This window comes from Phaeobacter sp. JH20_02 (genome assembly GCF_048056915.1).
GTDB classification, from domain to species: Bacteria; Pseudomonadota; Alphaproteobacteria; order Rhodobacterales; family Rhodobacteraceae; genus Phaeobacter; species Phaeobacter bryozoorum.
On record NZ_JAYMVP010000032.1, the window covers coordinates 81,599 to 95,285 of the forward strand.

Sequence of the window (13,687 nt, forward strand, 5' to 3'; positions counted from 1 at the left end):
GAATGCTCAGCCTATCCACGAGAGCGAGGCTCAAACATCGTGGATGTGTGACGACCGGAGGAATTTGCGATCTCGCCAGCCGCCACACGGATGCAACACGAAGCTGCCCGCCACAGGTAGGAAATCCGGCGCCCCGGCGCAAGGGATACACCTCTGTCCGGGCGAGGAGAGACTGAATGATCACCTATAAATCTGTTCTGGCGACGACAGCCACCTGCACTGCGCTGGGTTTGGCGACCATGGGAACTGCGGTTGCGGCGGCTGATTGCCCAATAAAGGTGGGTGTCCTGCATTCGCTGTCTGGAACGATGGCGATTTCCGAAACAACGCTCAAAGATACCATGCTGATGCTCCTTGAGGATCAGAACGCCAAAGGCGGCGTCCTCGGTTGTGAACTGGAACCGGTTGTGGTGGATCCTGCGTCCAACTGGCCCCTGTTCGCCGAGAAAGCCCGCGAATTGCTGAGTGTGCATGAGGTCGATGTGATCTTTGGCAATTGGACCTCGGTGAGCCGCAAATCGGTGCTGCCGGTGATCGAAGAGCTGAACGGCCTGTTGTTCTATCCGGTGCAATATGAGGGCGAAGAAAGCTCGCGCAACGTGTTCTACACCGGTGCTGCGCCGAACCAGCAGGCAATTCCGGCAACGGATTACTTTCTGGACGAGCTGGGTGTGGAGAAATTCGCGCTGCTGGGCACCGATTATGTATATCCGCGCACCACGAACAATATCCTCGCTAGCTATCTGAAGCAGAAGGGAATCGCCGAGAGTGATATCTTTGTGAACTACACTCCGTTTGGTCATTCGGACTGGTCCAAGATCGTTGCCGATGTCGTGGCGCTGGGCGCAGATGGCAAGAAGGTGGGGGTGATCTCCACCATCAACGGCGATGCGAATATCGGGTTTTACAAAGAGTTGGCGGCAGCCGGTATCAGCGCTGACGATATCCCGGTTGTGGCGTTTTCTGTCGGGGAGGAGGAACTCTCGGGTCTGGATACTTCCAATCTGGTCGGGCATCTGGCGGCCTGGAACTACTTTCAATCCGCCGAGGATGACGCCAACAGCGCCTTTGTCGCGAAGTGGAAGGAGCGGATGGGCGAGGACCGGGTAACCAACGATCCGATGGAAGCCCATTACATCGGTTTCAACATGTGGGTGAATGCGGTGACAGAGGCCGGCACCACAGATGTCGATGCTGTCCGCGCGGCGATGTACGGGCAGGAGTTTCCGAACCTGACCGGTGGCACGGCGGTCATGCTGCCTAACCACCATCTCGCAAAACCGGTACTGATCGGTGAGATACTGGACAACGGGCAGTTTGATATCATCAGCCAGACTGAGGAAGTGCCCGGCGATGCCTGGACAGATTTCCTTCCCGAGTCGGCTGTTCTGACTTCGGATTGGAAAGACCTCGGCTGCGGTATGTACAACACCGAGACCAAGAGCTGCGTGCAGACTCTGTCCAACTACTGACCTGGCAGGATCGTAACGGAAGGGGGGATTTCCTCCCTTCCAACCCTCTCTTCCCTCCTCGAACGGAAATGACGCCTATCATGACACGGTTTTTTGCCGCTGGTCTGTTTGTGCTTTGGGGCTGCTTGGCTGCCACGGCGCAGACAGCGCCTCAACTGGCCTCGCCTTCGCCTGTTGCATCTGCACCATCGAATACAGGGGTTCAGGACCTCCTTCAGTCGCAGTCCGCCTTGATTGTCGCCAGTTCGCGGCAGACGATCGAACCCGCGATTGATGCCTTCGCCGAAAGTGGCCTCGCGCAGGTTCAGGCTGTCTTGCAGCTCTGGCAGGACAAGAAACTGGTCCTGCGGACATCCGACCACGTGTTCTTCAGGGCCGAGAAAAACGCTGATGGGCGCTATGATCTGATTGACCTCGACAGTGGCGCAATGGTCGGGGTGGCGGATAAGGGCGATCTCAAGCTGATCAAGCCCAACTCCGGCGTGCGGGCGATGATCGGAACGGCGCTGGTCCGGTTCCAACTGGAAGACCCGGATCTGTCGATACGACAGGCGGCAGTTACCTCCATCGGGCGGGACCCGTCAGCCGCGGCGCTCATGCCGTTGCGGGCCTCAATTGCTAGTGAGACCGATGAGGATCTTCTGGCCTTGAAGCGGCGTGCGGAGCGCCTGTTGACCATTCGCTTTGATACCGATCCAAAGGCACGTGTTGGCGCGATTGAGGAGATGTCCGCCGATCTGGGGGTTGATGTCCGCGCGACATTGAACCCGCTGTTGCAGACGGAGTTGCAGATCCATTCCTCGGGTGCGCCGACGGGTGCAAATGTCGCGGCTGAGCGGCGTATCGGGCGCGGGATCGGCGCGGAGGATGCCTATGCCGCACTGGTTGCCCGCGATCTGGCACCTGCGGCGCTGGGGGCCGACGAGATCAGGTCAGCGTTGGAGGCCAATATCGCCGATGGTCGTGTGGCCGGTATTCCATTGGCGCAATTGTCTGACCCTGCAATGCGGCAACAGGCCTATGAAGGCCTGGTGGCAGCCGGTCTGGCCCGCCCGGCCCCAACCCGGGAAGAGATGGCTGAAGCAGTCGCAGGCTACCGGTACTTTGACATCTATGAGGAGACCTCCTTGGCGGTGACGGATGCCGCAGAGGCGGCACTGGCGCGCATCAACAGGCAGGTCGGTTTCAATCAGGCGGCGGATCTCACTCTGGATGCGATGTCTCTGGCGTCGATCTATTTTCTGGCGGCCATCGGTCTTGCGATCACCTTTGGCGTTATGGGGGTCATCAACATGGCCCACGGCGAATTCATCATGATGGGGGCTTATACCGGCTACGTGGTGCAGCTGTTCATCTCCGATCATACGCTGTCCATTCTGGTGGCGATTCCAGCGGCCTTTGCGGTGACCTTCGGAGCGGGGATTGCGATGGAGCGTCTGGTGATCCGCTGGCTCTACAATCGGCCGTTAGAGACGCTTCTTGCGACATTTGGTATTTCCATCGCATTGCAGCAGTTGGCCAAGAACATATTCGGGACGCAGGCGCGCCCGCTGACCGCACCGGGATGGCTGGACGGCGCGTGGATCATCAACGACGTCGTGTCCATCAGTTATATCCGTATCGCGATCTTCGTGCTGGCGTTGGGTTTTCTTGGGCTGTTGCTGTTCATTATCCGGCGCACACGCCTGGGGCTGGAAACCCGTGCCGTCACCCAAAACCGAGGCATGGCGGCATCCATGGGGATCAATCCGGACCGGGTGAATATGCTGACCTTTGGCCTGGGGTCCGGCATCGCGGGCATCGCGGGCGTTGCAATCGGGCTCTTTGCCAAGGTGACCTCCGAGCTGGGCAACGACTACATCGTCCAGAGCTTCATGACCGTTGTGGTCGGCGGCGTCGGCAGTATCTGGGGCACCCTGGCCGGGGCGGTGATGATCGGTTTCTCCCAGAAGGGCATCGAATGGCTGAACCCGTCCAACACGCTGGCGGCACAGACCTATATGATTGTGCTGATCATCATCTTCATCCAATTCAGACCGCGCGGAATTGTTGTCCTGCGTGGCCGCGCGGCGGGGGACTGATCCATGCAGCGTTCGTTTATTGCCCGCAATCCATCGGTGCTGGTTTTCATTGCCGTTCTGGCGCTGTTCACGCTGGGAATTACCCTGCTGTCCGAAGGGTTGGGGGCCGGGTTTGTTTCCACCTCCATGATCAAGACACTGGGCAAGACTCTCTGCCTATGTCTGGTAGCGATCGCGATGGATCTGATCTGGGGCTATGTCGGGATCCTCAGCCTGGGGCATTTCGCGTTTTTCGGGCTGGGCGGCTACATGATTGGCATGTGGCTGATGTATGAGCGTACGCGGGATGCGGTGCTCGGCTCCCTGTCGGATGCGGTGCTACGGCCAACCCAGGGCGAGATACATGATGCGATCGCACACCAGATCTTTGGTGTCGTCGGGGGGGACAGCTTTCCGCTGGTCTGGGCCTTTGCCGACAGTCTGGCAGTGCAGCTCTTACTTGTCGTGGCGGTTCCCGGGCTGCTGGCGCTGGTCTTTGGCTGGCTGGCCTTTCGCAGCCGGGTCACGGGTGTCTACCTGTCGATCCTGACGCAGGCGATGACATTGGCGCTGGCGCTATATCTGTTCCAGAACGACAGCGGATTGCGTGGCAACAACGGGCTGAGCGGGCTGCAAAACCTGCCCGGTCTGACTGATGTGCCGCAGTCGCTGGTTTCGATCTGGTTTTTCTGGGGCTCGGCCCTTGCATTAGGGCTGGGCTATGTGACGGCTGCCTGGGTGGTTGGCGGAAAGTTTGGATCCGTGCTGCGGGCGATCCGCGACAATGAGACCCGGGTCCGGTTTCTGGGCTATTCCGTTGAGGGCTACAAGCTGGTGGTGTTCACCGGAACCGCCTGTGTCGCGGGCATTGCAGGTGCGCTTTATTACCCGCAGGCCGGCATCATCAACCCTGCTGAGATGGCGCCAATCGCGTCTATCTACCTCGCGGTTTGGGTCGCCATCGGTGGACGTGGCCGACTTTACGGCGCGGTGATTGGTGCCGCACTCGTCTCGCTGCTGTCCAGCTGGTTTACTGGCGGTCAGGCACCGGATGTTGATCTTGGGATTTTCACTATTCGCTGGGTTGACTGGTGGCAGGTTGTCCTGGGGCTCGGGTTCGTTCTGGTGACGCTGTTTGCGCCCAAGGGGATCGGTGGATTGCTTGACCTGATCCAGCAACGCAGAACGATTACAACTGAACCCGGTGAGCAGGAGGTCCAGCGATGAATCCGCTTCTGGAAGTCTCAGGTATTTCGGTCAGCTTTGACGGGTTTCGCGCGATCAACAACCTGTCGTTCAGGATTGGTCCGGCGGAGCTGCGCGCGATTATCGGACCAAACGGTGCGGGCAAGACCACCTTCATGGATATTGTCACCGGGAAAACTGCGCCCGATAGCGGCAGCATCATCTGGGATGGTCGTCGAAGATCGGTGTTTGCCGGTTCCGAAGCGCGCATTGCGCGGGACGGCATTGGCCGCAAGTTCCAGAAACCGACGGTCTTCGAGGAACAGACAGTGCAGGAAAACCTGCTGCTGGCATTGAAGGCGGACCGCGGCCCGTTTGCCGTGTTACGTTATCGCCCCAGCTCGCCGCATCTTGGCCGCGTTCAGGAACTGGCTGCGGAGGTTGGTCTGGCCGATACCTTGCACCGTTCCGCCGGGGAGCTGAGCCATGGGCAGAAACAGTGGTTGGAGATCGGCATGTTGCTGGCGCAGGAACCACGGTTGCTGCTGGTGGATGAACCGGCGGCAGGTATGAGCCCGGAAGAACGTGAACAGACCACGGCTATCCTGGTCGCAGCGGCCAAGACGCGTGCGGTTGTCGTCGTGGAGCACGATATGGACTTTGTGCGGCGCCTCAACTGCAAGGTGACGGTTCTGCACGAAGGCGCGGTCCTCGCCGAAGGATCGCTGGATCATGTGACCGCCGATCAAGCTGTCATTGATGTTTATCTGGGGCGCTAAAATATGCTGAAGCTGGAGAATATATCGCTGCACTATGGGCATTCGCAGATCCTGCATGGGATTTCGATGGAGGTGAAACGTGGCGAGGTGGCCTGCGTGATGGGGACGAATGGCGTGGGAAAGACCAGCCTGATGAAGGCGATTTCCGGTCGCCATCCTCGATCCGGTGGAGAAATTCTGCTGGACGGCGACCCATTGCGGGCTGCCTCATCCTATCAACTGGCGCAAAAAGGCATCGCTTATGTGCCGCAGGGGCGGGAGATCTTTCCGTTGCTGACGGTGCTTGAGAATCTCGAAACCGGGTTTGGCTGCCTGCCGCGAATCGATCACCAGGTGCCGGATCGGATCTACCAGCTGTTCCCCGTTCTACACGATATGCGTCATCGCCGTGGAGGCGATCTCTCAGGGGGGCAACAACAACAGCTTGCCATTGCACGCGCATTGATCACGCGTCCGAAGCTGCTGCTGCTTGATGAACCGACCGAGGGGATCCAGCCGAATATCATTCAGCAGATCGGAGATGTAATCAGGCATCTGCGCGACGAGGGCGAGATGGCGATTGTTCTGGTCGAGCAATATTTCGATTTTGCCTATGAGCTTGCAGATAGATTTGTCGTTCTGCGACGGGGGCGCATCACACTGGCCGGGGAACGTGCCGACATCAGCCGGTCCGACCTGCTGGCAGGTGTTTCCGTCTAAACCTTACCGGGTCTCTGCTGTCGCGGATTGGTCCGGGGCCGGTCTGTCTGGTTCACTTGCGCAAAAATTTGACACGGTCATCAGGGATTTTGAGCGTGCGGATCTCTGTATCCGAGATGTTTTTCCGGTCGACATAAGCCGTTGGAACAGGCGTTGACAGGCTGCAAGCATTTGAAATGTTTGAACCCTAATTCGTCTTTCCGATGGATTTAGATTTTCTGAAATTCGCTACATTTTATTCGAAGTGCCTGATGCGCTGTAATTGAGTAGTCTTGACCAAATGCGCGACGCCGACATGGGGACGAGGGGGCTTGGATGCACCTTCGAGACGGCGTCGGCGTGGGACAGGAGATAGGGGAGCAGAACTGAAACCGAACGGCTGCGCGTGCAGCAGAGCCTAGGTTGCGCCGAAGGGCCAGCATGGGATCTGCCGATCTGCCCGCGTGACCGCATATCGAGCCTTGCGCAGCACCTCTGCGTGCGCTGCGCACAACCCGCCACCCGAGCGCCAGGTGATACGGGGAACGACAACAACGGCGCGCGACACGGAACAGGGAACGATTATGTCAATCAAGCCACCATTTACCGAGTTGGAGATCGAAACAGCTCCATCCGGCTTCTACGAGGGCCACAGCCTTCCTATCGCGTTGATCAGTAAGATCATCATGACGACGCTGGTCCTCTGGGCCTTGGTCTGGCCAAGCAAAGCCAGCGGAACCCTGTCCTGGGTGAACAGCGAGTTGCTGAACGGATTCAACGCCTTCTACATCATCTCCGTGGGACTGTTTGCCTTCTTCCTGTTTGTTCTGGCCATTCTGCCTGCAACCGGCAACAAGAAGCTGGGGGCGGCTGATGCGACGCCGGAATTCTCCAATTTCTCGTGGTTCTCGATGATGTTTGGTGCCGGGCTGGGCGTCGGGCTAATGGTCTTTGCAACGGCGGAGCCGCTGGGCCTCTGGGGTTCCAACCCATTGGTTCTGTCCGGCGAGGTCGCAGCAAATACCGAGGAGGCGGTCCAGTCCGCCTATCGCTACACCTTCCTGCACTATGGGTTTCACGCCTGGGCGATCTACGTTCTGACCGGCCTGTCGCTGGCCTATTATGCCTATACGCGCGATATGCCGCTGACGATCCGGTCGGCCCTGACGCCGTTGCTCGGCAAGGCTGCAAATGGCTTTATCGGCCATCTGGTTGATGTTCTGGGTGTTGTGGCCACCATTCTTGGCGTGTCCGTCACCATCGGTTTTGGTGTCAGCCAGTTCGTTGATGGCGTCTATGCGGTTTCAGGGATGGAATGGCTGATGAACGGAGATGCCGAAGCGCCGAAACCGAGCACCGTTGGCCTGCTGTCGGCGCTTTTCGTGATCATGGGGCTGTCGATTCTTTCTGCAGTTTCCGGGGTTGGTCGCGGCATCAAATATCTCTCCAACCTCAATCTCGTACTGTCGGTTATCCTGCTGCTGACCTTTGTGTTCTTTGGGTCGTTCTTCTTTGCGATGACTAAATTCGGCAGCGGTCTGGTCGATTACATCCTGCATTTCACTCAGATGTCCTTTGGTGCCTATGGGCCGCAATCGGCGGATGCCTTTGCGACGGCTCTGCCGGAGGCTGCACAGGCGCTTCCTGCGGAAGATCTGAGCTCGGTCTACGGTTCGGCAACATCCCCCTGGGGGTCGCTGGGCGGCTTCACCGAAGGGCTGCCTGCGTCGGCGGCAGCGCTGGATGCCGATGCGATCTATGCAGCCGGGGAACCCGGTCGCCAGTTCGGCTGGCAGGCAGGCTGGACCACATTCTACTGGGCCTGGTGGATTGCCTTCTCGCCCTTCGTCGGTTTGTTCCTGGCACGTATTTCCAAAGGGCGCACCGTGCGTGAGTTCATTCTGGGCTGCGTGATCGCACCTGCCATCGTCTGCTTCCTGTGGATGACCATTCTAGGCGGCACCGCGATTGATCTGGAACTGAACGGTACCGCCGCAGGGTCGATCATCGGGGCGACCAATACCGCCAAGCTGTTTGTGACGCTCGAGCAGATGATTTCGGGCGGCTTCCTGTCTGCCATCACCGTGATGTGTGTTGTGCTGATCATGACCTTCCTCGTGACCTCAGCGGATTCGGGTATTCTGGTGATGAACACCATCATGTCCGGTGGCGAAGAGGAAACCGGGATCAAGCACCGTATCATCTGGGGCTTGATTCTGACCTCGGTCATCGGGGCGCTGATCATCGCTGGCAACAGTGGCGCGGCTTCCAATCCATTCGGAGCCTTGCAAAACGCTATGATCATTGGCGCACTGCCCTTCACGATTGTCATGGTTTTCATGATGATTTCACTGGCCAAGGCGCTGTATCGCGACAGTTTGCGGGCAAAGGCAGACTGATCCCGACCCTCATTGATTGCTTGTTAGAAAAGGTCGCGCCTCGGCGCGGCCTTTGTCATTCCGCGGAGCGGTCTTTGACCTGAGCAGTATGAGTTTTGCTCATGAGTGCCTGCTGTAATCTCATTGGTAAGACTGGCGCATATCGGCGATAAAGCCCCTGAGCAATAAGGGGTAGGCCATGGATCGCGCCGAGATCGTACATCAAAATTTCCTTGATCGAGTGGTCGCAGGCCGCCTGCCCTCGGGGCCGTCGCCGGTGGGGGACCTTTGCAGCAGTGATGCGGTCGCGATCTTTCGCGCGCAGGTCCTGAGCCGTGCCCTGGACCGCACCAGCCGGGCTATGCAAAAGGCTGGGCAGGGTTTCTACACGATCGGCTCGTCCGGTCATGAAGGAATGGCGGCGGTTGCGCGGGCCTTGCGCGCTGATGACATGGCCTTCCTGCACTACCGCGACGCCGCATTTCAGATCGCCCGGGCAGATCAGGTACCGGGTCAGAGCATTGCCTGGGATATGCTGCTGTCCTTTGCCTGTTCTGCCGAAGATCCGACATCGGGAGGGCGGCACAAGGTGCTGGGATCCAAGGCGCTGATGATCCCGCCACAGACCTCGACCATTGCCAGCCATCTGCCCAAGGCGGTCGGCGCGGCCTATTCTATCGGTGCCGCGCGACGGCATGATCCAGAGCACCGGGTTCTGCCTGACGATGGGCTTGTGATGTGTTCCTTCGGCGATGCCTCGGCCAATCATTCGACGGCACAAGGAGCGATCAATACCGCCTGTTGGGCGTCTGTGCAGTCGACACCTTTGCCGCTGCTGTTTGTCTGTGAGGACAACGGGATTGGCATTTCGGTCAAGACTCCGAAGGGGTGGATCGAAGCGTCGATGTCGCATCGGCCGGGCATGCGCTATTTTCAGGCCGACGGGCTGAATATCCACGACACCTATGCGGTGGCCGGGGCAGCCGCCGACTACGTTCGTCGCTGCCGCAAGCCTGCTTTCCTGCATCTGCGCACCGTACGGCTCTACGGACATGCAGGCGCAGACGTGCCGACCACTTACCTCAGTAAGGCAGAGGTTGAGGCGGATGAGGCCAATGATCCGCTGCTGCACTCCGTGCGGTTGCTGTCACAATCCGGAGCTTTGTCACGGGAAGCGGCACTGGAGATTTACACTGAGACCTGCGCGCGGGTTGAACGGATCCGCACAGAGGTCGTCACCCGTCCGCATCTGAGAACGGCAGGGGATGTCAGTGCCAGCCTGATCCCACCAAAGCGGGTCTGTCGCAAGACGAACGGGCCAAGCGGTGAGGTGCGGGCAGAAATTCTGGGCAGCGATCTGCGTGCTCAGACAGACCCCCAGCCGATGAGCCGGTTGATCAACTGGGCCTTGACCGACCTGATGCTGGAGCATCCTGAGCTGGTCACTATGGGCGAAGATGTCGGCCGGAAGGGTGGCGTCTATGGCGTCACCCAGAAGCTGCAACAGCGGTTTGGCCCGGACCGGGTGATTGATACCTTGCTGGACGAGCAGTCGATTCTTGGGCTGGCCATCGGCATGGGACACAACGGATTTGTCCCGATCCCGGAGATCCAGTTCCTGGCCTATCTACACAACGCCGAGGATCAGATCCGTGGCGAAGCCGCGACCCTGCCGTTTTTCTCTAACGGCCAGTTCAGCAATCCGATGGTGCTGCGGATCGCCGGTCTGGGCTATCAGAAAGGCTTCGGTGGCCATTTCCACAATGACAATTCGCTGGCGGTCCTGCGCGATATTCCGGGCATCGTGATTGCCTGTCCCTCGGACGGGTCCGAGGCCGCGATGATGCTGCGCGAGGCCGTGCGTCTGGCGCGGGAGGAGCAGCGCGTCGTGGTCTTTGTCGAGCCGATAGCGCTTTATCCGATGCGTGATTTGCATGAGCCGAAGGACGGCGGCTGGATGCGTCTCTATCCCGCACCCGACCAGCGGATTGCGTTGGGAGAGGTCGGGGTGCATGGCGATGGCCAAGACCTTGCCATCGTGACCTATGGCAATGGCCGTTACTTGGCGACACAGGCCCAGTCCGAGCTGAAGGCCAAGGGCGTTTCCACCCGGGTCGTCGATCTGCGCTGGCTCGCGCCGTTGCCAAAGGAAGCGCTGCTTGCGGCCACGGCAGGATGCGACAACATCTTGATCGTCGACGAATGCCGCAGCACAGGAAGTCAGTCGGAGGCGCTGATGGCGCTGTTCTATGAGACGGATGGCGCGCCGATGGCACGTGTCGTGGCGGAGGATTGCTTTATCCCGACCGGTCCCGCCTATGCTGCAACATTGCCGTCAAAGGAGAGTATCGTCGCAGCGGCGCTGCGGCTGACAGGAGCTGACACATGACCCGCACCGCTGTTCTGATCTGTCCCGGACGTGGCACATACAACAAAACGGAACTTGGGTATCTGGCGCGTCACCACGCCGACAAGCAGGCTCTAATTGGATCATTTGACGCAATGCGCGAGGCCGCGGGCCAAGAGAGTGTCACTGCGCTGGATGGTGCTGAGAGATACGCGATGTCCAAATACACCCGCGGCGATGTAGCCTCTCCGCTGATCTATGCCAGCGCGATTGCGGATGCGCAGTCACTCGCCGAAGACATTGATGTCGTGGCGGTCACGGGCAATTCGATGGGCTGGTACATCGCGCTGGCCGCTGCCGGTGCGCTCAGCCCTCAAACAGGGTTTGAGGTGGTCAACACCATGGGTCAGCTGATGCAGCAGCATCTCATTGGCGGGCAGCTGGTTTACCCCTGTCAGAGCGACGACTGGCAGTTGGATCGGCAGCGCAAGACAGAGCTGCTTCAGCTGGTGCGTGACATAGACAGCAGGCCTGATCATCACCTGTCGCTGTCAATCAATCTGGGCGGCATGCTGGTGCTGGCGGGCAATGCCGGCGGTCTGGATGCGTTTGAACAGGCTGTGCCGCAGGTGCAGGATCGCTTCCCCATGCGATTGACCAACCATGCCGCGTTCCATACCGACCTACAGGCCCCGGTCGCTGCTGAAGGCCGGTCGCGACTGCCGGTGGACCTGTTCTCTGCGGCAAAGAAGCCATTGGTCGACGGGCGCGGGCAGGTTTGGTGGCCTGGCGGATATTCACTGACGAGCCTCAGGGACTACACGCTGAATGCGCAGGTCGTTGAGCCTTATGATTTCACTCACGCGGTGCAGGTCGCGGCGCAGGAGTTCGCGCCGGATCTGTTTATCATCACCGGACCGGGGGCAACGCTGGGCGGCGCTGTTGCGCAGTCGCTGGTGCAGATCAACTGGCAGGGGCTCGGTAGCAAGGCTGCGTTCAAGGCGCGGCAGGCGCAGGAGCCGCTGGTTGTAACAATGGGGGACGAGGCGCAGCGCCTGCTGGTCAGCCGTTAGGACGCGGCGAGCTGGTCGGCATCCATCGCCACGGAAACGGCGAAGGCCTCAACCGGGCGGGAGACATTGTGCAGCGATACTGAGCCAAGCGGCGTCGCCTGTTCCGGGGTTTCCAACAGGTCGCGGCTGACCACGATCGTATGGCCGCAGGATTTGCCATAGTCGCCAAGCCGTGCGGCGATATTGGCGGCCTGACCGATGACGGTGAAATCCAACCGCTCACGGGATCCGACGTTGCCGTAGGTGACACGACCGTAGGCGAGACCGATGGCCGATTCACAGCGCCGCTTGCCCTCTTCGTCGCCCATTGCGTCCAGTCCGGCAACAATTGCCCGCGCCGATTGCAGGGCCTGCGCGCGTGCCTCATCGGGTGTGTCGCCAGCGGGGAACACCGCTAGGACCGCATCGCCGATGAATTTCAGCACCTCGCCGCCGTGTTCATGCACGATCGTCGATACCGTTTCAAAGAAGCTGTTGAGTAGCTCGATATAGGCGCTGCGGCCCAGGTCCTCCTCAAGCCGAGTGGATCCACGCAGGTCGCAGAACATAATGGCGGCATCAATGTCATCGCCATCACCACGCCGGATTTCCCCACCCAGAACCCGCGCGCCGGTTCGCTTGCCTACATAGGTTTCCAGCAGGGACTGTGCGTTCTCCCGCTGCATGAACACTTCATAGTACCGGGCAATAACCGCAGAACATTCGAATATCAGCCCCAGGTTTTCGGTCGAGAACCCTTTCGGATGATGGCTGGCAACCGTCAGCACGTTTATCCTCCCATCGGAGAAGGGCAGCGGCATCGCCACGTAATCGGTTGCGCCCTCTTCCCTCAGATCGCTGAGGATCGGAAAGGCATCGCTGGGCTGATCCAGATCCAACCGCTGCCGGATGCCGCCAAGCCCGTTGGAAACATGGCGCAGAGGACTGTTCTGAAATGCCGGGTGATCGTGGATCTCATAGCTTGGGGCGTAGGTCGTGACCTTGCCGGAGGCGCGGCTCCAGATGAAGTTCTTGCCCGCGATCATCGGGTGCAGGGACCAGGCCATCACCGAGAGGCGCGACAGGTGAACGCCATGTTCGACCAGTTTCTCCGACAGGCTTTGGGTGAATTCCTCAGGTGTCGGCAGATATGCAGCTTCGCGCAGCAGCCAGTCGATCAGCGGTCCTGAAATATTACCGTATTCCGGGACCTCCAGCTGATTGCTGCCAAGGTCGATCTCAACGCGCGCTTCCGGCATAAAACTGACATGGCCTGCGATGCCGGAAGCCTCAGGCAGAGCATCGTCATAGGACCAGGCGGCATTGCAGATGCTCTGTTCGCCAAGTTCCAGATCCTGATAGCCTGCAGTTCCCTTAAACGGGCAGAAGGTCTGGTGCCCGTTTGCAGGCGTCAGGCAGGTATGGATATCGTCACGGGGAAAATAGATGGCAGCAGGTCGGCGGGTCTCATACATCACCTTGGCACGGGTGCTCTGGGCGATGATCCTGCCACCGAGCCGCGCCGTAACCGGGCCGCGCAGCTCCTCTACCATAATTCCATATGCAGGTCTTGCGGTGCTGGCGCGCATGTTCATGAGGGCTGTTCCCGGGTGGACTGACAACAAGGGATCCATGTTGCCTGGTTTTCTACTATGTGGTGGTTTCCCGGCAAAATGCCAGAGCTGCACAGGGAATTGATCCATTGGATAAGGGCAGAGGGCCCGGCAGTATGCGGT

At 59.5% G+C, this 13,687-nt stretch carries 9 protein-coding genes; 8 read left to right on the plus strand and 1 reads right to left on the minus strand.

Annotated elements, in window-relative coordinates; translation table 11 throughout:
- The first annotated feature begins 176 nt into the window (after positions 1-176).
- The 8 genes from urtA to VWY34_RS20170 all read left to right on the plus strand — a co-directional run bounded on the left by urtA (position 177) and on the right by VWY34_RS20170 (position 11,972).
- The gene (gene urtA / locus VWY34_RS20135; RefSeq protein ID WP_340546970.1) at positions 177-1,472 is read left to right on the plus strand and encodes an urea ABC transporter substrate-binding protein; all 1,296 of its coding nucleotides are present in this window, start codon (positions 177-179) and stop codon (positions 1,470-1,472) included.
- Between the two features lie 80 nt (positions 1,473-1,552).
- Complete coding sequence (gene urtB / locus VWY34_RS20140) at positions 1,553-3,553, plus strand: urea ABC transporter permease subunit UrtB (protein ID WP_416548991.1); 2,001 nt, start codon at positions 1,553-1,555, stop codon at positions 3,551-3,553.
- A gap of 3 nt (positions 3,554-3,556) precedes the next feature.
- Complete coding sequence (urtC, locus tag VWY34_RS20145; RefSeq protein ID WP_416546540.1) at positions 3,557-4,759, plus strand: urea ABC transporter permease subunit UrtC; 1,203 nt, start codon at positions 3,557-3,559, stop codon at positions 4,757-4,759.
- Complete coding sequence (urtD, locus tag VWY34_RS20150; protein ID WP_416546542.1) at positions 4,756-5,496, plus strand: urea ABC transporter ATP-binding protein UrtD; 741 nt, start codon at positions 4,756-4,758, stop codon at positions 5,494-5,496. The genes urtC and urtD overlap by 4 nt, the downstream gene beginning before the upstream one ends.
- A 3-nt stretch (positions 5,497-5,499) precedes the next feature.
- Entirely contained in the window at positions 5,500-6,195 is a 696-nt protein-coding gene (gene urtE / locus VWY34_RS20155) for an urea ABC transporter ATP-binding subunit UrtE (protein WP_416546544.1), read from the plus strand.
- Positions 6,196-6,758: 563 nt separating this feature from the next.
- Complete coding sequence (locus VWY34_RS20160) at positions 6,759-8,573, plus strand: BCCT family transporter (RefSeq protein ID WP_416546546.1); 1,815 nt, start codon at positions 6,759-6,761, stop codon at positions 8,571-8,573.
- Positions 8,574-8,751: 178 nt separating this feature from the next.
- Positions 8,752-10,941, plus strand: coding sequence for a dehydrogenase E1 component subunit alpha/beta (locus tag VWY34_RS20165; protein WP_416546548.1), 2,190 nt, complete (start codon positions 8,752-8,754; stop codon positions 10,939-10,941).
- Positions 10,938-11,972 carry an ACP S-malonyltransferase gene (locus VWY34_RS20170; protein WP_416546550.1) on the plus strand — a complete coding sequence of 345 codons (1,035 nt, stop codon included), beginning with the start codon at positions 10,938-10,940 and terminating at the stop codon, positions 11,970-11,972. The genes VWY34_RS20165 and VWY34_RS20170 overlap by 4 nt, the downstream gene beginning before the upstream one ends.
- Here VWY34_RS20170 and VWY34_RS20175 read toward each other — a convergent pair.
- Positions 11,969-13,546 carry a DUF427 domain-containing protein gene (locus VWY34_RS20175; protein ID WP_416546552.1) on the minus strand — a complete coding sequence of 526 codons (1,578 nt, stop codon included), beginning with the start codon at positions 13,544-13,546 and terminating at the stop codon, positions 11,969-11,971. The two genes, VWY34_RS20170 and VWY34_RS20175, sit on opposite strands and share 4 nt — an antisense overlap.
- Between the last annotated feature and the right edge of the window lie 141 nt (positions 13,547-13,687).